The organism is Streptomyces sp. TG1A-8 (assembly GCF_030499535.1).
Lineage (GTDB): Bacteria > Actinomycetota > Actinomycetes > Streptomycetales > Streptomycetaceae > Streptomyces.
This window is the reverse complement of sequence record NZ_JASTLB010000001.1, coordinates 3,947,179-3,968,928: the sequence shown is the minus strand read 5'-3', so window position 1 is coordinate 3,968,928 and position 21,750 is coordinate 3,947,179. Positions and strand designations below refer to the sequence as shown.

25 protein-coding genes and 2 pseudogenes are annotated in these 21,750 nt (G+C 73.9%); 13 read left to right on the top strand and 14 right to left on the bottom strand.

What is annotated here, in order from left to right; all coding sequences use genetic code 11:
- Window positions 1–146 precede the first annotated feature (146 nt).
- A complete protein-coding gene (dtd, locus tag QQY24_RS17320) occupies window positions 147–572 on the top strand; it encodes a D-aminoacyl-tRNA deacylase (RefSeq protein ID WP_301973593.1) in 426 nt (141 codons plus the stop codon).
- A gap of 59 nt (window positions 573–631) precedes the next feature.
- Here the strand turns inward: dtd and QQY24_RS17315 are convergent, their stop codons facing one another.
- From QQY24_RS17315 to QQY24_RS17300, 4 genes are all read right to left on the bottom strand, one after another.
- On the bottom strand, window positions 632–1,597 hold the full coding sequence (locus tag QQY24_RS17315) for a folate-binding protein YgfZ (protein ID WP_301973592.1): 966 nt from the start codon (window positions 1,595–1,597) through the stop codon (window positions 632–634).
- Window positions 1,598–1,607: 10 nt separating this feature from the next.
- Entirely contained in the window at window positions 1,608–2,045 is a 438-nt protein-coding gene (locus tag QQY24_RS17310) for a Fur family transcriptional regulator (protein ID WP_301973591.1), read from the bottom strand.
- Between the two features lie 32 nt (window positions 2,046–2,077).
- Complete coding sequence (locus QQY24_RS17305) at window positions 2,078–2,653, bottom strand: FABP family protein (protein WP_301973590.1); 576 nt, start codon at window positions 2,651–2,653, stop codon at window positions 2,078–2,080.
- A gap of 299 nt (window positions 2,654–2,952) precedes the next feature.
- Window positions 2,953–3,252: a hypothetical protein gene (locus QQY24_RS17300; protein WP_301976424.1), complete on the bottom strand. Its 300-nt coding sequence runs from the start codon at window positions 3,250–3,252 to the stop codon at window positions 2,953–2,955.
- 118 nt (window positions 3,253–3,370) lie between these two features.
- Here QQY24_RS17300 and QQY24_RS17295 point away from each other — a divergent pair, with 118 nt between their 5' ends.
- Window positions 3,371–3,733, top strand: a complete 363-nt coding sequence (locus QQY24_RS17295; protein ID WP_301973589.1) for a DsrE family protein — start codon at window positions 3,371–3,373, stop codon at window positions 3,731–3,733.
- A 28-nt stretch (window positions 3,734–3,761) separates the two neighbouring features.
- Here QQY24_RS17295 and QQY24_RS17290 read toward each other — a convergent pair whose 3' ends face one another.
- From QQY24_RS17290 to QQY24_RS17260, 8 genes are all read right to left on the bottom strand, one after another.
- On the bottom strand, window positions 3,762–4,025 hold the full coding sequence (locus tag QQY24_RS17290; protein ID WP_301973588.1) for a DUF3099 domain-containing protein: 264 nt from the start codon (window positions 4,023–4,025) through the stop codon (window positions 3,762–3,764).
- An 86-nt stretch (window positions 4,026–4,111) separates the two neighbouring features.
- Window positions 4,112–4,399, bottom strand: coding sequence for a DUF1416 domain-containing protein (locus QQY24_RS17285; RefSeq protein ID WP_010351646.1), 288 nt, complete (start codon window positions 4,397–4,399; stop codon window positions 4,112–4,114).
- 49 nt (window positions 4,400–4,448) lie between these two features.
- Complete coding sequence (locus tag QQY24_RS17280) at window positions 4,449–5,294, bottom strand: sulfurtransferase (protein ID WP_301973587.1); 846 nt, start codon at window positions 5,292–5,294, stop codon at window positions 4,449–4,451.
- Between the two features lie 134 nt (window positions 5,295–5,428).
- Complete coding sequence (locus QQY24_RS34770; RefSeq protein WP_367658002.1) at window positions 5,429–5,536, bottom strand: Ms5788A family Cys-rich leader peptide; 108 nt, start codon at window positions 5,534–5,536, stop codon at window positions 5,429–5,431.
- 196 nt (window positions 5,537–5,732) lie between these two features.
- Window positions 5,733–6,470, bottom strand: a complete 738-nt coding sequence (locus QQY24_RS17275) for a DUF2993 domain-containing protein (protein ID WP_301973586.1) — start codon at window positions 6,468–6,470, stop codon at window positions 5,733–5,735.
- Between the two features lie 274 nt (window positions 6,471–6,744).
- Entirely contained in the window at window positions 6,745–8,076 is a 1,332-nt protein-coding gene (locus QQY24_RS17270; RefSeq protein ID WP_301973585.1) for a hypothetical protein, read from the bottom strand.
- Between the two features lie 4 nt (window positions 8,077–8,080).
- Entirely contained in the window at window positions 8,081–8,335 is a 255-nt protein-coding gene (locus tag QQY24_RS17265; RefSeq protein ID WP_301973584.1) for a MoaD/ThiS family protein, read from the bottom strand.
- A gap of 47 nt (window positions 8,336–8,382) precedes the next feature.
- Entirely contained in the window at window positions 8,383–9,243 is an 861-nt protein-coding gene (locus QQY24_RS17260) for an alpha/beta hydrolase (protein WP_301973583.1), read from the bottom strand.
- Window positions 9,244–9,424: 181 nt separating this feature from the next.
- Between QQY24_RS17260 and QQY24_RS17255 the strand changes: the two genes are divergently transcribed.
- The 6 genes from QQY24_RS17255 (at window position 9,425) to QQY24_RS17230 (ending at window position 15,096) form a co-directional block, all read left to right on the top strand.
- Window positions 9,425–10,204 (top strand): response regulator transcription factor, encoded by a 780-nt coding sequence (locus QQY24_RS17255; RefSeq protein ID WP_301973582.1) that lies wholly within the window; start codon window positions 9,425–9,427, stop codon window positions 10,202–10,204.
- Window positions 10,205–10,310: 106 nt separating this feature from the next.
- Window positions 10,311–11,360, top strand: a complete 1,050-nt coding sequence (locus QQY24_RS17250; RefSeq protein WP_301973581.1) for a LacI family DNA-binding transcriptional regulator — start codon at window positions 10,311–10,313, stop codon at window positions 11,358–11,360.
- 122 nt (window positions 11,361–11,482) lie between these two features.
- The gene (locus QQY24_RS17245) at window positions 11,483–12,526 is read left to right on the top strand and encodes a S1C family serine protease (protein WP_301973580.1); all 1,044 of its coding nucleotides are present in this window, start codon (window positions 11,483–11,485) and stop codon (window positions 12,524–12,526) included.
- Between the two features lie 33 nt (window positions 12,527–12,559).
- Complete coding sequence (locus QQY24_RS17240) at window positions 12,560–12,781, top strand: hypothetical protein (protein WP_301973579.1); 222 nt, start codon at window positions 12,560–12,562, stop codon at window positions 12,779–12,781.
- A 120-nt stretch (window positions 12,782–12,901) separates the two neighbouring features.
- Window positions 12,902–13,636: a response regulator transcription factor gene (locus QQY24_RS17235; RefSeq protein ID WP_301973578.1), complete on the top strand. Its 735-nt coding sequence runs from the start codon at window positions 12,902–12,904 to the stop codon at window positions 13,634–13,636.
- Window positions 13,633–15,096 carry a cell wall metabolism sensor histidine kinase WalK gene (locus QQY24_RS17230; protein ID WP_301973577.1) on the top strand — a complete coding sequence of 488 codons (1,464 nt, stop codon included), beginning with the start codon at window positions 13,633–13,635 and terminating at the stop codon, window positions 15,094–15,096. Before QQY24_RS17235 ends, QQY24_RS17230 begins: the two co-directional genes overlap by 4 nt.
- 280 nt (window positions 15,097–15,376) lie before the next feature.
- Here the strand turns inward: QQY24_RS17230 and QQY24_RS17225 are convergent.
- Window positions 15,377–15,754 (bottom strand): annotated as a pseudogene (locus QQY24_RS17225) (bifunctional metallophosphatase/5'-nucleotidase); the annotation flags it as partial.
- Between the two features lie 172 nt (window positions 15,755–15,926).
- Here QQY24_RS17225 and mshD point away from each other — a divergent pair.
- The 5 genes and pseudogenes from mshD (at window position 15,927) to QQY24_RS17200 (ending at window position 21,571) form a co-directional block, all read left to right on the top strand.
- On the top strand, window positions 15,927–16,853 hold the full coding sequence (mshD, locus tag QQY24_RS17220) for a mycothiol synthase (protein ID WP_301973576.1): 927 nt from the start codon (window positions 15,927–15,929) through the stop codon (window positions 16,851–16,853).
- Window positions 16,854–16,946: 93 nt separating this feature from the next.
- Window positions 16,947–17,333, top strand: a pseudogene (locus QQY24_RS17215) (GntR family transcriptional regulator); the annotation flags it as partial.
- A 449-nt stretch (window positions 17,334–17,782) separates the two neighbouring features.
- Window positions 17,783–20,014 (top strand): RNA degradosome polyphosphate kinase, encoded by a 2,232-nt coding sequence (locus QQY24_RS17210; protein ID WP_301973575.1) that lies wholly within the window; start codon window positions 17,783–17,785, stop codon window positions 20,012–20,014.
- Complete coding sequence (locus QQY24_RS17205) at window positions 19,995–21,125, top strand: CHAD domain-containing protein (RefSeq protein ID WP_301973574.1); 1,131 nt, start codon at window positions 19,995–19,997, stop codon at window positions 21,123–21,125. The genes QQY24_RS17210 and QQY24_RS17205 overlap by 20 nt, the downstream gene beginning before the upstream one ends.
- Window positions 21,122–21,571, top strand: coding sequence for an NUDIX hydrolase (locus QQY24_RS17200; RefSeq protein WP_301973573.1), 450 nt, complete (start codon window positions 21,122–21,124; stop codon window positions 21,569–21,571). The genes QQY24_RS17205 and QQY24_RS17200 overlap by 4 nt, the downstream gene beginning before the upstream one ends.
- On the opposite strand, the gene QQY24_RS17195 is transcribed toward QQY24_RS17200, so the two are convergent.
- Window positions 21,568–21,741, bottom strand: coding sequence for a hypothetical protein (locus QQY24_RS17195; RefSeq protein ID WP_301973572.1), 174 nt, complete (start codon window positions 21,739–21,741; stop codon window positions 21,568–21,570). The genes QQY24_RS17200 and QQY24_RS17195 overlap by 4 nt on opposite strands.
- Window positions 21,742–21,750: the final 9 nt, after the last annotated feature.

The following is a 21,750-nucleotide window of genomic DNA, read 5'->3' as shown; positions in this document are numbered from 1 at the left end:
CCCTCGACCGGCGTGTGGGAAGCATCGTGCCACCCCGGCTGGCCGCTATGTGACCGAGTGCCCCTGAACAACCCCGGATGGGGGGTTAAGCATGAATGAACGGGCCGGCCGCGAGGGGGTGCGGGGCGCGCGGCATGATGGTCCGCATGCGTGCGGTGGTGCAGAGGGTGGACGGCGCCGGTGTCGTCGTGGACGGCGAGACGGTGGGCGCGATCGAGGGCGAGGGACTGTGCGTCCTCGTCGGGGTGACCCACGGGGACACCAAGGAGAAGGCGGCCCAACTGGCCCGCAAGCTCTGGTCGGTGCGGATGCTGCACGAGGAGAGGTCGTGCAGTGACGTCGACGCGCCGCTGCTCGTCATCAGCCAGTTCACCCTCTACGGCGACGCCCGCAAGGGCCGGCGCCCCACCTGGAACGCCGCCGCCCCCGGCGACGTCGCCGAACCGCTGGTGGACGAGGTGGTCGCCCAACTGCGGGCGCTGGGCGCGACGGTGGCGACGGGCCGGTTCGGGGCGCAGATGCGGGTGTCCCTGACCAACGACGGCCCGTTCACCGTGCTCATCGAGGTCTAGGGTCTTTCGTCCGGAGCGGGCCGGGCCCTGTGGGCCCGGCCCGCTCCGGACGAGGGGTCCTAGACCTCGACCACGGTCTCCTGGGCCGCCGCCGTGTCGCCCGCCATCAGACGGGCGTCCACCGGGACGTTGCGCTTGACCAGGGCGAGGGCGACCGGGCCCAGTTCGTGGTGGCGGGCGGAGGTGGTGACGAAGCCGACCTTGCGGCCGTCGGGCCCCTCGTCCGCGAGGCGGATCCCGGTGCCGGGCGCCGGCAGGTGCACCTCGCTGCCGTCCAGGTGCAGGAAGACCAGGCGCCGGGGCGGCTTGCCGAGGTTCTGTACGCGGGCCACCGTCTCCTGGCCGCGGTAGCAGCCCTTCTGGAGGTGGACGGCGGTGCCGATCCAGCCCAGCTCGTGCGGGATGGTGCGGTGGTCGGTCTCGAAGCCCAGGCGGGGGCGGTGGTGCTCGACGCGCAGCGCCTCGTGGGCGAGCAGGCCCGCGGCGGGGCCGGCCCCGGCGGCGAAGGCCTCCAGGTCGGCGCGGGGCAGGAAGAGGTCGCGGCCGTGCGCCGTCTCGCGCACGACGACGCCCTCGGGGACCTCCGTGATCGAACCGGCCGGCAGGTGGACCACCGCGTGGTCGGCCGTGCGGTCGGCGACCTCGACCCGGTAGAAGAACTTCATCGACTCCAGGTAGGCGATCAGCGCCCCCTGCGTGCCGGGCTCCACGTGGGCCCACACGGTCGTCCCGTCGTCCACCAGGTACAGGGCGTGCTCGATGTGGCCGTGCGCGGACAGGATCAGCGCCTCGGTGGCCTCGCCCGCGGGCAGTTCGCTGACGTGCTGGGTGAGCAGCAGGTGCAGCCAGCCGAGGCGGTCCTCGCCGGTGACGGTGACGATCCCCCGGTGGGAGAGGTCGACGAAACCGGTGCCCTCGGCGAGGGCGCGCTGCTCGCGGAACAGGTCGCCGTAGTGGGCGGCGACGCCTTCGTCCACGCCCTCGGCGGGGACGGCGCCGGGCAGGGACAGCAGGGGGCTCTTCATACCGGCAAGCCTACGACGTGGTGGTCGGTCCCTTCAGGGAACAGTCCCTGCAGCGGCCGAAGAGCGCGAAGTGCTTCATGTCGGTGTCGAAGCCGAACCGCCGGCGCAGCTCGGCGGTGAACTCCTCGGCCACCTCGACGTCCGCCTCGATGACGTTCTCGCAGTCGCGGCACACCAGGTGCAGGTGGTGGTGGCGGTCGGCGAGGTGGTAGGTGGGCGCGCCGTGACCGAGGTGGGCGTGGCTGACCAGGCCCAGCTCCTCCAGCAGCTCCAGCGTGCGGTACACGGTGGAAATGTTGACCCCCGACGCCGTCTTCCTCACTTCCACGAGGATGTCGTCGGGGGTCGCGTGTTCGAGGGTGTCCACGGCTTCCAGGACAAGCTGCCGCTGCGGCGTCAGCCGGTAGCCGCGCTGCCTGAGGTCGCTCTTCCAGTCGGTGCTCACCACACCGGAAAGTCTAGGGCCACCGGCGGCGGGGCCTACTTGAAAAAGGCGATGCCGTCGTCGGGCAGGTCGTCCGGGAGGGCCTTGGCCCAGCGCTCGACGTCCTCCGGGGTGACGACCTTCTTCAGGTGGGCCGACAGGTAGGGGCGCAGTTCGACCTCGGGGGTCTGCTTCTCGCCGACCCACATCAGGTCGCTGTTGACGTAGCCGTACAGGCGCTTGCCGCCGCTGTAGGGGGGAGAGGCGGGCGTGCGGGCCACGGCGTCGGTGACGAGGTCGATCTGCGGCTTCTTGTCGGCCATCTCGCCGTACCAGATCTCGATGACGCCGTCGTCGCGGGTCATCGTGACCTCGACCTTGCGGTCGGCGTCGATGCGCCAGAAGCCGGACTCCGACTCCAGCGGGCGGACCTTGTTGCCGTCCCGGTCCAGGACCCAGGTGTGGGAGTGGTACTCCAGGAAGTCCCGGCCGTCGTGGGTGAAGGTGACCTCCTGCCCGAAGTTGCACTTCTGGGATCCGGGGAAGTCGTGGACGCCGGCACCGGCCCAGCTGCCGAGCAGGAAGGCGAGCGGGACGAGGTCCTTGTGCAGGTCGGACGGGATCTCGATCATGAGCGGCGGTTCCTAGGTGGGGGTCAGCGCTGGCCCTGGTACAGCTTCTTCACGGTCAGGTAGGCGAAGGCGAGGACGCCGACGCAGACCAGGACCAGCAGGGTTTCGTAGAAGATCTCCACGGGTGCTCCTTGAGCGGGGGTGGGCGTACGGACACAGAGCCGGGACCCAGCTTACGCGGCCGGGCCCCGGGGCTCCCCGTGAGGTGGGTCCGGGCAGCTCAGCCGAGCAGCTGCTTCTGCAGGACCACCGTCTGCTGGAACGGGATCTCCCGCGCGCCGCCCCGACGCCTTCCTCCTTCACGCGGCGGTCCTGCGCGCCGTCAGGCGCACGACGTCGCCCTCGGCCCGGCGGACGACGGGCTGGGACAGCGGGGGCAGCCCCGTGGGCGGACGGCCGGCCTGCACGAGGTAGCCGGTGCAGACGCCCGCGAGGACGCCCGGGGCGGCGGCTCCGGCGATCAGCGGCGCGGCCCGGCCGTGCCGCCTCCGACCGGTCGCGGCGGCGGCTGCGGCCTCGGCTCCGGTTCCGGGAGCGCCCGCGGGATCGGTTCCGCTCCCGGCTCCGCCTGCGGCTTCGGGGCTTTCCGGTACTTCCAAGGCGTCCCCCTCACGGAAGCGGGAAGCGCGGATTCCCTCCTCCGCGCTCCACGGGAAACTCATGGCGTGTGCACGCAGGTGTAGGGGAGAGGATCACGATCCGGACTAGGCTGCGGGCATGGCGAAGAAGCTCGTGATCAAAGTGACGGCCGGGGCCGACGCCCCCGAGCGCTGCTCGCAGGCGTTCACGGTGGCGGCGGTGGCCGTGGCCAGCGGGGTCGAGGTGTCCCTGTGGCTGACCGGGGAGTCCTCCTGGTTCGCGCTGCCGGGCCGGGCCGCCGAGTTCGAACTGCCGCACGCGGCACCACTGCCGGACCTCATCGACTCGGTCCTCGCGGCCGGCCGCGTCACCCTGTGCACCCAGTGCGCCGCCCGCCGCGGGATCACCGAGGAGGACGTCGTCGAGGGCGTGCGGATCGCGGGCGCGCAGGTCTTCGTACAGGAGGCGACGGCGGACGGGACGCAGGCGCTCGTCTACTGAGGCGGGCCGGGGAACGGGGCGGCGCCGGCTAGGACCGGGGGCGTCTCCTGCCGTCCAGTTCGTCCCACCACTCGTCGGACTGGGGATCGCCGGAGGGGTCGTCCCACCAGCGGTCCTCGGGTCCGCGGCGGTTGGCGACCATCGCGGCCACCGGCGGGATGAGCATGGCCACCGCGCACATCGCGACGGCCGCCGGGACCGACCAGATGCGCACGACCGCCCAGGCCAGGACGAAGAGGCCGATGCAGACCCCCATCATGGCGAAGTACCAGCGGCGTCGCCGTGTGTACATGCTTCCAGCGTAGGGCCGGGCATGCCGAAGGGCCGCACCGCAGGCGTCCAACCCGGGGGGTGCGGCCCTTCGGCCGGTACGGGACCTCAGACCGCGATCGCGACCTCGGCGAGCCCGCCCTGCTGGGCGACGACCGTGCGGTCGGCGGTGGCGCCGGGGACGAGGGCGCGCACGGTCCAGGTGCCCTCGGCCGCGTAGAAGCGGAACTGGCCCGTGGCGGAGGTGGGCACCTCGGCGGTGAACTCGCCGGTCGAGTCCAGCAGACGGACGTAGCCCGTCACCGGCTCGCCGTCGCGGGTCACCTGGCCCTGGATCGTGGTCTCACCGGGCTTGATCGTCGAGGCGTCGGGGCCGCCGGCCTTCGCTCCACACATGCTTTCTCCAGAGGGGGTCTCGGTCTGACCGGAGGTCGGTCGGGTCGGGTTACTTGGCTGCGCCCAGCTCGATCGGCACGCCGACGAGGGAGCCGTACTCGGTCCAGGAGCCGTCGTAGTTCTTGACGTTCTCCACGCCCAGCAGCTCGTGCAGCACGAACCAGGTCAGGGCGGAGCGCTCACCGATGCGGCAGTAGGCGATCGTGTCCTTGGCGAGGTCCACGTTCTCCTCGGTGTAGAGGGCCTTGAGCTCCTCGTCCGACTTGAACGTGCCGTCGTCGTTGGCGTTCTTCGACCACGGGATGTTGCGGGCGGTCGGGACGTGGCCCGGACGCTGCGACTGCTCCTGCGGGAGGTGCGCCGGGGCGAGCAGCTTGCCGCTGAACTCGTCGGGCGAACGGACGTCGACCAGGTTCTGCGCGCCGATCGCGGAGACGACGTCGTCGCGGAAGGCGCGGATCGAGGTGTCCTGCGGCTTGGCCCGGTACTCGGTCCCCGGGCGCTCGGGCACCTCGTCGCCGGCGACCAGCTCGCGGGCGTCCAGCTCCCACTTCTTGCGACCGCCGTCGAGGAGCTTGACGTTCTCGTGGCCGTACAGCTTGAAGTACCAGTAGGCGTAGGACGCGAACCAGTTGTTGTTGCCGCCGTAGAGGATCACCGTGTGGTCGTTGGCGATGCCCTTCTCCGACAGGAGCTTCTCGAAGCCCTCCTGGTCGACGAAGTCACGGCGGACCGGGTCCTGGAGGTCCTTGGTCCAGTCGATCCGGATCGCGTTGCGGATGTGGTTCTTCTCGTAGGCGGAGGTGTCCTCGTCCACCTCGACGATGGCGATGGTCGGGTCGTCCAGGTGCTCCTGGAGCCAGTCGGCGTCGACCAGGACGTCGCTGCGGCTCATGCTCTCTCCTCCGGGGCAGGTACGGCGGGGCGTGCGGGTGCGAGGGGCGCGCGCTCAGGGTGCGAGCGGCGCACGGGTGCCCTTCGTCAGGGCCGGGAGACGCGGCGATCCGCGGAGACCCGCGGTGTTCCGCTTCAGAAGGGGCGACAGAGCATGGCGGCTACGCGGCACAGGTCCACTGCCCGCCGCTTCGTGAGATCCGCCTGTCCCCGCGACCGGAGGACGCTCGATCGACACTGCATGGGTTTGATCGTAGGTAGGTCCGGGCGGACATGTCACCGCCATGTCGCATTGTGAGACGCGATCGTCCGGATGGTGGTACACCGACGCGTTCGGCATCTCCTCGCAGGCCTCCGGGCGCTGGTGCGCTCCTGACATCTGCGGTACGAACGCGGGTGTCTCGCCTGCCGGACGCCCGCCGTTCCACCAGCTGTCGTCCTACCCCGCGAGCCGGACGTTCGAACCCTTCACCGTGATCTCCACGCCGTCCCGCGCGGCCCGCACCGTGTCCAGCTCGATGCCGCCGGGGAGCCGGTCGACGGCCTGCCGGAAGTCCGTGATCTCGCGGATGCGGTCCTCGGCGACGGCGACGGCGCCGAGCTTGGGCAGGGAGTCGGCGTGTACCTCGACCTTGCCGTTCCGCACGGCGACCGAGCTGAGCACGTAGACCGGCTGGGGCAGCCTGGTCCCGAGGACGGTGGCCTCGACGGCGACCTTGATCTTGCCGTCGCCGCCGTCGGACAGGCCGACGATCCGGGCGGTCACGCCCGGGGCGACCTGGGTCGGCTCGGACCCGGCGGTCTTCAGCAGCTCGCCGTAGGCGATCGTCCCGGTGCCGGTCGCGGTGGCCGCGGTGGCCGAGCTGTAGTCGGCGGAGAAGTCGACGCCCTTCAGGTCGGCCTTCAGGTCGTCGACACGGATCGTCTCGCCGTCGGTGCCGGTGGACGCCCGGTAGTCCTCGATGCCGACCTCGACGTCGTCCAGGGAGCCGCCCGCGACCTGCGTCAGGAACGGGAAGCCCTTGATGTCCACGTCCGGGGTCCCGGCCAGGTCCTCGCTCGTCCTCAGCCTGTCCGCGACCCTGCCCTCGGCGAAGTGGACGGCGACCCGGTCCGCGATCACGAAGAGACCGCCCAGGATCACGACGAGGATCAGGACGATTCGCAGGGCGCGCATGGTGTTCCCCCGGGTCGGCGGTGGTGGACGGCCACGCCACGGTAACCCCGCCGGGGCGCGCGGGGCTCCGACGTGGGGGAACCGTGGATCAGTTGTGACAACGGCCCGGCGGGCCGGACGGCGGCGCCGGGGGCGCGGGCCGGGCTCCCGGCGGGGTGCGGGGCCGCGGGTCCGCCGTGGCTCGCCGCGCGGTCCCCCGTGCCCGTGGCCCCTGTGCCCGTGGCCGCCGGACCCCGGTCCGGGCGGCCCGTCCCCACCCCACGAGTCGATACAGCTAGCCCAGCGCCTGGCCCAGCACCCACGCCGCCGGAGCCGCCGCCGACAGCGGCAGGGCGACGCCCGCCGTGAAGTGGACGAAGCGGGACGGGTAGTCGTAGCCGGCGACCCGGTGTCCGATCAGTGCGCAGACCCCGGCCGCCGCGCCCAGGACGGCACCCTTCGTGCCGTAGCCCGTCGGCCCGCCCACCGCGATCCCCGCGCCCGCCGCGGCCAGGACCGCCACCACGACGGAGGCGGGCGCCGGCAGCGGCAGCGCGCGCGCCAGGACCGCCGCCGCGACCGCCGCCGCGCCCACCGACACGGCGTCCGGGCGGGCGCCCAGGTAACCGGTCGCGAGGATCGCGAGGGACGCCGAGGCGACCGTGGCCATCAGGCCGTACATCCGCTCGTCGGGCGAGGCGTGCGAGCGCAGCTGGAGGACCAGGGACAGCAGGACCCAGATGCCGAGCGGCCCGAGGATCGCGGCCGGCGCGTGCTCGCGGCCCACCACCAGCACCGCCGCGTCCGCCGCGAGACCGCCCGCGAACGCCAGCGCGATGCCCTGCCGGGCCGGCCACATGCCGTTCAGCCGGAACCAGCCCGCGGCCGTCACCGCCTGCAGCAGCACCAGCGGCACGAACAGGGCGTACGAGGACAGGGGCGCCGCGGCGGCGAGCAGCACGCCCAGCAGCGCGGTGAGCGCCGCCGGCTGCACGCCGGGATCGATGATCGGCGACCGCCCCTCCAGCCGCGCCCGCTGGGCGTCGGTGATCCGGGCGTTGCCGGAGAGGGTGGCGGGTCCGTAGGCGGGGGCGCCGCCGGCGGCGGCCCCGGCCACGGACCCGGTCACCGGCCCGGGCTCGGGCTCGGGCTGCGCAACCGGTGCGGGGGCCGCCGCCCGGGCGTGGCCCCGGGGCGCGTACGGCTGCTGGACCGGGCCGTGCGCCTCGGGCGCGTACGGCTGCTGGACCGGGCCGTGCGCCTCGGGCGCGTACGGCTGCTGGACCGGGCCGTGCGCCTCGGGCGCGTACGGCTGCTGGACCGGGGAGGCGTACGACGCGGGTGCCTGCTGCTGGTGGTCGTGCGCGGGCGGGTACGGCGTCTCCGCGGCCGGCACCGGCGGCTGGGTCTGCGTCTCCCAGGTCTGGCCCTGCCACTGCTGGGTGGCCTGCGGGTCGTACCCGGCCTGGTCCGGCCGGCCGTAGGGGTCGTGGCCGCCCTGCGCCGGCCCGGACCAGCCCTGCGGCGCCTGCTGCCGGTACTGCTGTTCCTGGTACTGCTGCTGGTACTGCTGCTGATAGGGGTCGTAGCCCTCGTACGGGCCGCCCTCGTACGGCTGGTCGCTCATCGCCTCACCCTCCTGCGAACGGCGGGAGCACCTCGACCGTGCCGCCCTCGGCCAGCCGTACCGTCTCATGCGCGCGGGTCCCGACGGGATCGCCGTCGACGAGGAAGGAGCATCGCTGCAGCACGCGGGTGAGCTCACCGGGGTGTCGCGCGCGCACGGCGGCGAGCGCGTCGGCGAGGCTGGCCGCGTCGTACGGCTCCTCGGCGACCCCGGCCGCGGCCTTGGCGGCGGCCCAGTAGCGCACCGTGACCTTGGGCATCTGGTTCCTCAATCGACGGCAGGAAACGAAAGGACGGTGGAGTCAGGCTAGCCGCACCTGGACACCGCCCAGTCCCCGATCCGGTCCAGCAGCTCGTCCGGTGCCGCGTTCTCCGCGTGCCCCATGCCCGGCTCCACCCACAGTTCGCCGTGGTCACCGGCGGCGTCCGCCAGCATGCGGGGGTGGTCCAGCGGGAAGTAGCCGTCGCGGTCTCCGTGCACGACGAGGAGCGGGGCGGGGGCGATCCGCGGGACGGCCTCGACCGGGGACAGCGGCACGGGGTCCCAGTCGCGGTGGTGGATGCGGGTGCGCAGGCCGTAGCGGCCGACCAGGCGGCCCGCGGGACGGGTGACCAGCCAGTGCAGGCGGCGCATCGGGGCCGTGCCCCGGTAGTACCAGCGGGCCGGCGCGCTCACCGAGACCACCGCGTCGACCGCGCCCGGGTGCAGGGCCGCGTGCCGCAGCACCACCGAGCCGCCCATGGAGAAGCCGACGGCGGCCACCCGCGCGTGCCCGAAGCCGCGCGCCCACCGGACCGCCGCGTCCAGGTCGAGGACCTCCTTGTCGCCGACCGTGGACCGCCCGCCGGAGGCGCCGTGCCCGCGGAAGGAGAAGGTGACGACGGCGCCGTGGCGCGCGAGGACGGCCGCCGCCCTGCGCACGTGCGGCCGGTCTGCGTCCCCGGTGAAGCCGTGGGCGACGGCGAACACCAGGTCACGGGCGGGTGGACCGGAGGCGTCCGCACCGGAACCGGCGTTTCCGTATACGGCCGCACCCGGTTCGTATACGGAATCGATCGGAATCCCATCGGCCGTGCGCAGGAACGTCCGGATAGGACCACCTCTGCCTGTCTCGCCATGCGGACGAAAGGTGGAACGCGTCCCATGACCTGCCGGACTGTTGCCCATGTGGGCTATTCTGCTGGGCAGAGGACTCGGGCAGCGTAGCCCCCGGGTCCTTTTGTGCTTTCGGAAGCGTTGTATACGAAGCGGGGAACCTCGGGTGACCGCCGGTGTACGGGGCCTTCGGGATCGCAGAGCAGTGCCGCACCGCACACGTCCTCGCAGGGACCGAGGAGGAACCAGACGTATGAGTTCTCTGCTGCTCCTGACCAACGCCCTCCAGCCGTCGACGGAGGTGCTCCCCGCCCTCGGCCTGCTCCTGCACACCGTGCGGGTGGCACCGGCGGAGGGCCCCGCCCTCGTCGACACACCCGGCGCCGACGTGATCCTCGTCGACGGCCGCCGCGATCTGCCCCAGGTGCGCAGCCTGTGCCAGCTGCTGCGCTCCACCGGCCCCGGCTGTCCGCTGGTCCTCGTCGTCACCGAGGGCGGCCTCGCCGCCGTCACCGCCGACTGGGGCATCGACGACGTGCTGCTCGACACCGCCGGCCCCGCCGAGGTGGAGGCCCGCCTGCGGCTCGCCATGGGCCGGCAGCAGCTCGCCGGCGACGACTCCCCCATGGAGATCCGCAACGGCGACCTCTCCGTGGACGAGGCGACGTACTCGGCCAAGCTCAAGGGCCGGGTGCTCGACCTCACCTTCAAGGAGTTCGAGCTGCTGAAGTACCTCGCGCAGCACCCGGGCCGCGTCTTCACCCGCGCCCAGCTGCTGCAGGAGGTGTGGGGCTACGACTACTTCGGCGGCACCCGCACCGTGGACGTGCACGTACGACGGCTGCGCGCCAAGCTCGGCCCGGAGCACGAGTCGCTGATCGGCACCGTGCGCAACGTCGGTTACCGATTCGTTACCCCCGAGAAGGGCGACCGGGCGACCGAGGAGGCCAAGGCTACGACGGACCGGGCGAAGGCGGACAAGACGGACACTTCCGCCGTCCTGGGCGCCTCCGGGGTGCCCGCGGAGGCGTAGCGACCCCCGCCCGGGACGGCGCCCCCCTCGGGCGGGCGCCGCCCCCGCCCGTCCGGAGGCCGGATGTGCCCTGCCCGGGGCGGGTCCATCCGCGTAGACTCCGCGCGTGGCCAAGGTGACTCGGGATGACGTGGCACGGCTGGCTGGTACCTCCACCGCCGTCGTCAGTTATGTCATCAACAACGGACCCCGGCCGGTCGCCCCGGCCACGCGCGAGCGTGTCCTCGCCGCGATCAAGGAACTGGGGTACCGGCCCGACCGGGTCGCCCAGGCCATGGCCTCGCGGCGCACGGACCTGATAGGTCTGATCATCCCGGACGCCCGCCAGCCCTTCTTCGGGGAGATGGCGCACGCGGTGGAACAGGCCGCCTCCGAGCGCGGGAAGATGGTGCTCGTCGGCAACACCGACTACATCGGTGAACGCGAGGTCCACTACCTGCGGGCCTTCCTCGGCATGCGGGTCTCCGGGCTCATCCTGGTCTCGCACGCGCTGAACGACCTCGCCGCCGCCGAGATCGACGCCTGGGACGCGCGCGTGGTGCTGCTGCACGAGCGCCCGGAGGCCATCGACGACGTCGCCGTCGTCACCGACGACCTGGGCGGCGCCCAGCTCGCCGTGCGCCACCTGCTGGAGCACGGCTACGACTACGTCGCCTGCATGGGCGGCACGGCGGACACGCCCGCCGTCGGCGACCCGGTCTCCGACCACGTCGAGGGCTGGAAGCGGGCGATGGCCGAGGCCGGCCTGCCCACCGAGGGCCGCCTGTACGAGGCGCCGTACAACCGCTACGACGCCTATCGCGTGGCCCTGGACGTCCTGTCCCGCCCCGGTCGGCCGCCCGCCTTCTTCTGCTCCACCGACGACCAGGCGATCGGTCTGCTGCGGGCCGCGCGCGAGCTCCGCATCGACGTGCCCGGCGAGCTGGCGGTGGCCGGGTTCGACGACATCAAGGAGGCGGCGCTCGCCGACCCGCCGCTGACCACGGTCGCCTCGGACCGCTCGGCGATGGCCCGGGCGGCGGTGGACCTCGTCCTGGACGACGGGCTGCGGGTGGCCGGTTCCCGGCGCGAGCGGCTGAAGACGTTCCCGTCCCGGCTGGTGGTGCGCACGTCCTGCGGCTGCAGGGCCCAGGGCCAGGTCCACGGGCCTTCATGAGGGCGCGCTGAGAGGTCGCCGCGGGCGGCGGGCGGCGTCCTCATCGGGGTCGAACGAGGTTCTGCCGGGCTTCTCAGGGAGCGCTCAGCAAGCTCTCATGGTCACGGGACAAGCTTCTTGTCATGACCGAGAGGATCCGCCGCAGCGGCGAGTACGAGGACGAGTACGACACCCCCCAGGGGCCGTACGCCCAGCAGCACACCCACTCCGCTCCCGTGAATCCCGAGTGGCCGCCCCCGCCGGCGCACCAGCCGGCCGCCCCGGCCGCCGGTCCGGAGCCCCGCAGGGGGAGGAGGCGCACCCGGGGCCCGATCGCGCTCCTGGCGGCCGTGGCGCTCGTCGCGGCGGCGGTCGGCGGCGGCACCGCGTACGCCTTCGAGGAACTGGCCGGCAAGGACACGGCCGCCTCGGCCGCCACCACCACCAACGCGGTGCCCTCCAGCAAGAAGGGCGACGTGGCCGCGATCGCCGCCGCGGTCAGCCCGAGCGTGGTCGAGATCACCGCGACCCTCGCCGACGGCACCTCCACCGGATCCGGTGTGGTCATCACCTCCGGCGGTGAGATCGTCACCAACAACCACGTCGTCTCCGGCGCCTCCTCGGTCAAGGTGCGCACCAGCGACGGCAAGAGCTACGCCGCCGAGGTCGTCGGCACCGACAGCTCCAAGGACCTCGCTCTGATCAGGGCCCGGGGTGCCTCCGGCCTGAGGGTCGCCACGCTCGGCGACTCCTCCGGCGTCCAGGTCGGTGACACGGTCGTGGCGATCGGCTCCCCCGAGGGCCTGACCGGCACCGTCACCAGCGGCATCGTCTCCGCGCTCGACCGTGACGTGACCGTCTCCACGAGCGAGGGCCAACAGCAGAGCCAGGACGGCGGGGGGCAGTGGCCGTTCCAGTTCGGCGGCCGGCAGTTCAACGGCGACACCGGCTCCTCCACGACCACGTACAAGGCGATCCAGACGGACGCCTCGCTCAACCCCGGCAACTCCGGGGGCGCGCTGATCGACGCCGGCGGCGCCGTCATCGGCATCAACTCAGCGATGTACTCGTCGAGTTCACAGGCCTCCTCGTCCTCGGACGCGGGCAGCATCGGCCTCGGCTTCGCGATCCCCGTCAACACCGTCAAGTCCGACCTGGCCAAGCTGCGGGCGGGCTCCACCAGCTGAGCCGGCCCCGCACGGGGCAGTAGGGAGTACGTCATGATCCAGCAGGTCTCGCACACGGTCCCCGCCGGCGGCCCGGCCGCCTTCGCCCTGGCCCTCGAAGTGGCCCACGAACTGCACGCGCCCGCCCCGGCGCCCCGCACCACGGAGGTCGACGTCCCCGAGCTGATGGGGCTGCGCACCTCCGCCGCCCGCCCGCACCGCCGCAAGGTGCCGCTGCACCGCGTGAGCGCGGTCCGCGGCCTGAGCGCCGCCTGAGCGCCCCCGGCCGGCACCTCACCGGGCGGCCCCCGGTCCGGGCGCCCGCCCGGCGGCCCACGGCCGTGCGACGCTGGGAGGCGTCCCGTCCACCCACCGCACCCCGAGGAACCACGAGCGATGAGCCCCGCCGAAGGCGACCGTGACACCCAGCGCATCCTGATCGTCGACGACGAGCCGGCCGTACGCGAGGCGCTGCAGCGCAGCCTCGCCTTCGAGGGGTACGACACCCGGGTCGCCGTCGACGGCGCGGACGCGCTGGAGAAGGCGGCGGCCTACCGGCCGGACCTGGTGGTCCTGGACATCCAGATGCCCCGCATGGACGGCCTGACGGCGGCCCGCCGCATCCGGGGCACCGGCGACACCACCCCGATCCTCATGCTCACCGCCCGCGACACCGTGGGCGACCGGGTGACCGGGCTGGACGCGGGCGCCGACGACTACCTGGTCAAGCCGTTCGAGCTGGACGAGCTGTTCGCCCGCATCCGCGCCCTGCTGCGCCGCAGCTCCTACGCGGCGGCCGTGTCGGCCCAGGTCCAGGAGGACGACGCGCTCACCTTCGCCGACCTGCGCATGGACCTCGCGACACGGGAGGTCACGCGCGCCGGCCGGCAGGTGGAGCTGACCCGGACCGAGTTCACGCTGCTGGAGATGTTCATGGCCCATCCCCGCCAGGTCCTCACCCGCGAGCAGATCCTGAAGGCGGTGTGGGGCTTCGACTTCGAGCCGTCGTCCAACTCCCTGGACGTCTACGTCATGTACCTGCGCCGCAAGACGGAGGCGGGCGGCGAGCCGCGCCTCGTGCACACGGTGCGGGGCGTGGGGTACGTGCTGCGGCAGGGCGGGGCCGAGTGAGGACGCTGGTGCGCCGCTACCGCTCCCTGCCGATCCGGGCGCGACTGGCGATGCTGGTGGCGGCGGCGGTGGCGTTCGCCGTGGCGGCGGTCTCGGTGACGTGCTGGTTCATCGTGCAGCAGAAGCTGTACGACCAGCTCAACGGCGACCTGCAGCAGGGCTCGCAGCAGCCCCAGCGGCTGACCGGGGTGCTGAACACGCTCGAGTCGTGCCCGCAGGAACCCCCCGAGACCGACCTCGGCGGCGTCCACAACCGCGGCAACTACCTCCAGCTCGTGAAGGCCGACGGCACCACCTGCGTGTCCGGGAACTCCGCGGGCCGGGTGCGGATCACCTCCGCGGACACCGGGGTCATCGCCAACGCGGCCACCGGCGAAGGCATCCTGCGCAACGGCACCGACTCCGACGGCAACGCCGTGCGCGTGGTGACCGTGCCCCTGACGGTGGTCACGGGACCGGACTCCCCTCCCCGGCTCTACCCGGACACCGCCCTGCTCGTCGCCGTCCCGCTGAAGAGCACCCGGGACACGCTGAACGACCTGGCCCTCATCCTGCTGCTCGTCTCCGGCGTGGGGGTGCTCGGCGCCGGTGCGGCCGGGCTCGCGGTGGCCCGGACGGGACTGCGTCCGGTGGACCGGCTCACGGAGGCCGTCGAGCACGTCGCCCGGACCGAGGACCTGAACGTGCGCATCCCCGTCGACACCGACAGCGAGGACGAGGTGGCCCGCCTCTCGCGCTCCTTCAACTCCATGACGGCCTCCCTGGCCAGCTCCCGCGAGCTCCAGCAGCAGCTGATCGCGGACGCCGGCCACGAACTGCGCACGCCCCTCACCTCCCTGCGCACCAACGTCGAACTGCTCACCCGCAGCGAGGAGACGGGCCGGCCGATCCCCGCGGAGGACCGCAAGGCCCTCCTCGCCTCGGTGAAGGCGCAGATGACGGAACTGGGCGCGCTGATCGGCGACCTGCAGGAGCTGTCCCGGTCGGAGGGGCAGCGGGGCGAGCGGGTCCAGGTGGTGGCGCTCCAGGACACGGTGGAGGCGGCCCTGCGCCGGGCCCGGCTGCGCGGTCCCGAACTGACGATCACGGCGGACGTGGAACCGTGGTTCGTCCGGGCGGAGCCCTCCGCGCTGGAGCGGGCGGTCGTCAACATCCTCGACAACGCGGTGAAGTTCAGTCCCGGGGGCGGCACGGTCGAGGTCCGGCTGACCGGCGGCGCCCTGACGGTCCGCGACCACGGTCCCGGCATCCCCGCCGACGAACTCCCCCACGTCTTCGACCGCTTCTGGCGCTCCCCCAGCGCCCGGGCCCTCCCCGGCTCCGGCCTCGGCCTGTCCATCGTGGCCCGCACGGTCCAGCAGGCGGGCGGCGAGGTCACCCTGGCCGGGGCCGAGGGCGGTGGCACGGTGGTCACGGTCCGCCTTCCGGGCGCCCCCACCGCTCCCCCGGAACTGCCGTAGGCGGCCGGGGACCGGCACCCGGGGGACGCGCACTCCACCGGGGGACGGACGCGCCGGCCCCGGGAGGGGTTCCCGGGACCGGCGCGGAACCGGAAGGGCCGTGCACCCGGGTTCCGACGGGTGTTCCGGGCGACGCGGGCCGCCGCTACGGCAGGATCGTGATCCGGTCCGCCGCCGGGGGCGCGATCGGCGCCGCGGGCGAGGAGTTCGCCGTCAGGTACCTCTCCAGCGCGGTCAGGTCGTCCGCGCCGACCACGTCGTTCGTGCCCCGCCCCAGGGTGGTGGGCTCGTCGTGGAACAGGCCGGACAGCAGCGGGGAGGCGCCGACCGTGTCGCCGCCGGCCGCGGTGACCGAGTACGGGTGGCCCCCGCGGGCCTCGCGCAGGTGGGTGGCCGGGTACTCGGCACCGCCCGCGTCGACGGTCTTCGTGGTGCCGTCCGGCTGGAGTTCGGTGGCCCGGCCAAAGGAGCCGCCCGGCGGCTCCGGGTTGCCGTGCAGGTCGTTGAAGGAGAGGAGCTGGACGTCCTGGTAGCGGCCGGGCCGGCCGTGCCCGCCCGCACCGCCGTGGGCCTGCGCGGGAAGCGCGGCGGCGAGCGTGGCGGCCGTCGCGAGGAGGGCGCGGGGACGGCGTCCGGCGCGCCGGGGCGTGGCCGGCATGGGACCCCCTGTGGGTCGGCTGTGGCGAATGGCCCGGTCGCGGCGCAGCCTGAGGTCAACGCGCGTAGCGCGACAGGGGGGTTCCCGGTTACACCCTGGTCTCCCTTCGCCGCCCCCCCCTCCCGGCTGCGTCGGCCGCGCATCTCCCGGGCCGCCCCGTACCCTCATACGCATGAGCAGCGACGACACCGCACGGCCCTCCCCCTCCCGTTCCGTCGGCACACACACCGAACTGACCCCGGAGCAGGCCGAGGCCGTCCTCGGACTGCTCGCCGAGGCCGCCCGCGCCGACGGGCAGCAGCCGGTGTCCGAGCAGGGCCGGCTGCGGCTGCGCGGCACGGCCCGCGAGGGCGTCTCCCACCTGCTGCTCACCGTCGGCGGCGAACTCGCCGGCTACGCCCAGCTGGAGGACACCGATCCGGTGGAGCCGCCGGCCGCCGAGCTGGTCGTCCACCCGGCCCACCGCGGGCACGGACACGGCCGGGCGCTGGGCGCGGCCCTGCTGGCCGCCTCGGGCAAACGGCTGCGGGTGTGGGCGCACGGCGGGCACGCCGCGGCCCGGCACCTCGCCCAGGTGCTCGGGCTGACCCTGTTCCGCGAACTGCGCCAGATGCGGCGTCCGTTGAGTGGCCCGGAGCTGCCCGAGCCGAAGCTGCCGGAGGGCGTGGGCGTGCGCGCCTTCGTGCCCGGCGAGGACGACGCGGCCTGGCTCGCCGTCAACGCGGCGGCCTTCGCCCACCACCCCGAACAGGGCTCGCTGACCCAGCGGGACCTGGACGACCGCAAGGCCGAGCCGTGGTTCGACCCGGCCGGCTTCTTCCTCGCCGAGCGGGGCGGGGAACTGGTCGGCTTCCACTGGACCAAGGTGCACGCCGCGGAGGGGCTGGGCGAGGTGTACGTCGTCGGCGTCCGGCCCGGCGAGCAGGGCGGCGGCCTGGGCAGGGCGCTGACCGCGATCGGACTGCGCCACCTGGCCGGGCTCGGGCTGCCCACGGCGATGCTCTACGTCGACGCGGACAACAAGGCGGCGGTGACGGTGTACGAGCGGCTGGGGTTCACCGTCCACGAGACCGACCTGATGTACCGCACCGAGACCTGACGCACCCGCGCACGAGGGGCGGCCGGCTTGACGGCCGCCCCCTCCCTCGCACCGCCCTTTCACCACTCACTGAGTGAAAGGGCGGCGCAGCGCGTGGCCGCGTACCGCATCGACCGGCGCAGCGGGGTCGCCACCTACGTCCGGATCGTCCAGCAGACCAAGCAGGCGCTGCGCCTGGATCCGCTGCGTCCCGGCGACCGGCTGCCCGCGGCCCGCGAGGTCGTGGAGGCCACCGCCGTCAACCCCAACACCGTGCCCAAGGCCTACCGCGAACTCGAGCGCGAGGGACTGGTCGGGGCCCGGCGCGGTCTCGGCACCTTCGTCCGGCGCCCACCGGACACCGCACCGGCCGGCGGCTCCCCGCTGCGCGCGGAGCCGGACGACTGGGCCGCCAGGGCCCGCGCGGCCGGGCTGGACCGGGACGGCGCGGCCGCACTCCTCACCGCCGCACTCGACGAACACTTCCGGGAAGACCCGTCACGACCGGCACCGGCACGGCCCCGGCGGCGAGCGCGCCCGGCGAACGCTTCAGCAGGCGGGGCGGCCGGGCGCTGCGCGACTGCGGCTTCCGGCCGCCCACCGGGCGCGTGTGCGCCGCCGGGCCGCCTGAGCCCCGGGCGGACCGGGGGGCCCGCACGCCCCGCCCGGGCGCGTGCGGGACCCCGCCGTCCCGGCGCGGGGGACGGCGCGCGCCCGCGCGGACGGGCGTCGCTCCCGCGACGGCGGCCCCTTCGGGCCGCCCCCCGATATCCCGTACGTCATGTCGCCGTAACCATCGATTCAGACGGGCTTGCGACGCTCGGCCAATGAAGCCCGCCGTGCCAGAGCCTTCGCCGCCCCCCGGGGGGCCCGCGGGGAACGGGGCCGTGACGCTCCCGCCCGCACGTTCCGACGCGCCCGTAACGCGCCCGGCGCGGAAGAATGGGTTCATGAGCCAGTCAGAGACCCCGGCAGAGGTACAGCACGTCCAGCCCTCCGTGGGCTCCATCGCCGCGCACCGCCCGCACACCGTGGCCGCCGTGGTGTCCGACCTGGAACCCGACATCGACGCCGACCTCGACGGCTACGAGGAGGCGCCGAACGACGGCACGCCCCTGCCGCAGGGGCGCTTCCTCGACCGGGAACGCAGCTGGCTCGCCTTCAACGAGCGCGTCCTGGAACTGGCCGAGGACCCGCACACGCCCCTGCTGGAGCGCGCGAACTTCCTGGCCATCTTCGCCAGCAACCTGGACGAGTTCTTCATGGTCCGGGTGGCCGGCCTCAAGCGCCGCATCGCCACCGGCGTCGCCACCCGCTCCGCCTCCGGCCTGCAGCCCCGCGAGGTGCTGGAGATGATCTGGGCCCGCTCCCGCGAGCTGATGGCCCGGCACGCCGCCTGCTACCACGAGGACGTCGCCCCCGCGCTCGCCGAGGAGGGCATCCACCTGGTCCGCTGGAACGAACTGGCCGAGAAGGAGCAGGCGCGCCTGTTCACCCTGTTCCGGCACCAGATCTTCCCGGTCCTCACCCCGCTGGCCGTCGACCCCGCCCACCCGTTCCCGTACATCTCCGGCCTGTCCCTGAACCTGGCCGTCGTCGTGCGCAACCCGGTCAGCGGCCACAAGCACTTCGCACGCGTGAAGGTGCCCCCGCTGCTGTCCCGCTTCCTGGAGAGCTCCCCCGGCCGGTACGTGCCCGTCGAGGACGTCATCGCCGCCCACCTGGAGGAGCTGTTCCCGGGCATGGAGGTGCTGGAGCACCACGCCTTCCGGCTCACCCGCAACGAGGACCTGGAGGTCGAGGAGGACGACGCCGAGAACCTCCTGCAGGCCCTGGAGAAGGAACTGATGCGGCGCCGCTTCGGCCCGCCGGTGCGCCTGGAGGTCGAGGAGTCCATCGACCGGGAGGTGCTGGACCTGCTGGTGCGCGAGCTGAAGATCTCCGAGGCCGAGGTGTACCCGCTGCCGGGCCCGCTCGACCTCACCGGCCTCTTCCGCATCCACAGCCTGGACCGGCCGGAGCTGAAGTACCCGAAGTTCGTCGCCGGCACCCACCGCGACCTGGCCGAGGTGGAGTCGGCGTCCGCGCCGGACATCTTCGCGGCGCTGCGCAAGCGGGACGTGCTGCTGCACCACCCCTACGACTCCTTCTCCACCTCCGTCCAGGCCTTCCTGGAGCAGGCGGCGGCCGACCCGGACGTCCTCGCGATCAAGCAGACCCTGTACCGCACCTCCGGCGACTCCCCGATAGTCGACGCGCTCATCGACGCCGCCGAGTCCGGCAAGCAGGTCCTCGTCCTGGTCGAGATCAAGGCCCGCTTCGACGAGCACGCCAACATCAAGTGGGCCCGCAAGCTGGAGGAGGCCGGCTGCCACGTCGTGTACGGCCTGGTCGGTCTGAAGACCCACTGCAAGCTGTCCCTGGTGGTGCGCCAGGAGGGCGAGACCCTGTGCCGCTACAGCCACGTCGGCACCGGCAACTACCACCCGAAGACGGCCCGCCTGTACGAGGACCTCGGCCTGCTCACCGCCGACCCGCAGGTCGGCGCGGACCTCTCCGACCTGTTCAACCGCCTGTCCGGCTACTCCCGCCGGGAGACCTACCGCCGGCTGCTGGTCGCCCCCAAGTCCCTGCGGGACGGCCTGATCGCGCGGATCGAGAAGGAGGCCCAGCACCACCGTGCCGGCCGCCCCGCCTTCGTCCGCATCAAGGTCAACTCGATGGTCGACGAGGCGGTCATCGACGCCTGCTACCGGGCCTCCCAGGCGGGCGTCCCGGTGGACGTCTGGGTGCGCGGCATCTGCGCGGTCCGGCCGGGCGTCGCGGGCCTGTCGGAGAACATCCGGGTCCGCTCGATCCTCGGCCGGTTCCTGGAGCACTCCCGGGTGTTCGCCTTCGGCAACGGCGGCGAGCCCGAGGTGTGGATCGGCAGCGCCGACATGATGCACCGCAACCTCGACCGCCGGATCGAGGCCCTGGTCCGGGTCACCGACCCCGGCCACCGGGCGGCCCTGAACCGGCTGCTCGACACCGGCATGTCCGACACCACCGCGTCCTGGCACCTCGGCCCCGACGGCGAGTGGACCCGGCACGCGGCCGACGCGGACGGACAGCCCCTGCGCAACGTCCAGGAGATGCTCATAGACGCCCGGAGGCGCCGGCGTGGCACAGCGACACCTTGACCCGACGGACCCCGCGGCCGGGGAGGTGGCCGGGGAGGCCCTCGCGGACTACCTGCGCGCGCAGGCCACGGAGTTCCTCCGCGCCCTGCGCCTGCACCGCGGGACCGGCGCGGGGGCGGCCGGCGCGGAGACCGCCGTCGACGCCGCCCGCGCCCTGCGCCGCTCGGCCCGCCGCATCAGCGCCAGCCTGCACACCTTCCGCGCCCTGCTGGACACCGGCTGGTCCGAGGAGATGCGCCCGGAACTCGCCTGGGTCTCCGGCACCCTGGGCCTGGAGCACGCCTGCGAGGCCCGGCTGGAGCGGCTGCTGCTGGCACTGCACCGGCTGTCCGGGGCCGCGGTGTTCCCCGCCCGGGCGGCCGGCGCCCCGGCCGCGGGCGGCCGCGCCGCCGGGACGGCACGCGTCCCGGCGGCGGCGCCCCCCACCGCGGGCCCGGCCCGGCCGACGGCGACCGCGGAGCGGAGCGACCTGACCGTCGGCGCGGCGAAGGCGGGCGCCCTGCTCGAACGCCAGCTGACCCTGGCCCGCACCAGGGCCCACTCCACGGCCCTGCAGGCCCTGGGCTCCTCGCGCTTCCACGCGGTCGCCGACAAGGTCGCCCTGCTCGCCAGCGACGTGCCCCTCACCCCCATGGCGACCGCCACCGGCCTGCGCGCCCTCGCCGGCGCCGCCGAGGAGCGCCTGACCGACGCCGTCGCCGCCCTCCCGCTGGTCGCCGCCGGCCACCCCTACAACGCGCAGGCCCTGGTCCACGGCCTGTCCCCGGACCCGTCCCCGCACCCCCAGGACGGCCCCTGGCACCAGGCCCGCCTGCTGCTGCGCCTGCACCGGTACGCCCGGGAGGTGCTGCACGGCGGCGACGCGCGGCCCGACGTACGGCTGCTGGCGGCCGGTCGGTCCCTGAACCGGCACCGCGACGCCGCGGAGGCGGCGGCCGCCGCCGCGCAGGCGGCCCGCACCCCCCGCATCACCCCGGCCACGGCGTACGCGCTGGGCGTGCTCCACGCCGACCAGCGGCACGAGGTGGAGGCGGCCAGGTTCGCCTTCCAGCAGGCGTGGCAGAAGGAGACGGCCGGCGCGCCCCGGACCCCGAGCGAGGAGACGGTGTGAACGACGACGACACGGTGCGGGCGGCGGGCTGCGTCCTGTGGCGCCGCTCGCCGGTGACCGGCGGCCCGGAGATCTGCCTGGTCCACCGGCCCCGCTACGACGACTGGTCGCACCCCAAGGGCAAGCTCGAACGGGGCGAGGACCCGCTCGCGGGCGCCCTGCGCGAGGTCGCGGAGGAGACCGGGTACACGGCCGAGCCCGGCGCCGAGCTGCCCGGTGTGCGCTACGCGGCCGGCGGCCGCCCCAAGGAGGTCCGTTACTGGGCCGCGGAGGCGGTTTCCGGCCACTTCACGCCGAACGACGAGGTGGACCGCATCGTGTGGCTCCCCCCGGACGAGGCCCGGCACCGGCTCACCCGGTCCCACGACCGCGACCTCGTGGACGCCCTCGCGGACCTCCCCGGGCACCCGGGGGCGGCGGACGGCGGTGCCGCCGGGGCGTCCTAACCGCCCTCCGCGTGCCGGTCCGCGTCCGCCCTGGCCTGGCTGCGGGCCCGGCGGGCCGGCCCGCGCCAGCCGCACGCGCAGCGGGCCACGCAGAAGCGGCCCTCCTCCCCCGTCGTCGTGAGGTGTTCCCGTCCCTGCCCGGCCCGCTCCGGCCCCTCCCGCTGCGCCACGGCGTCCAC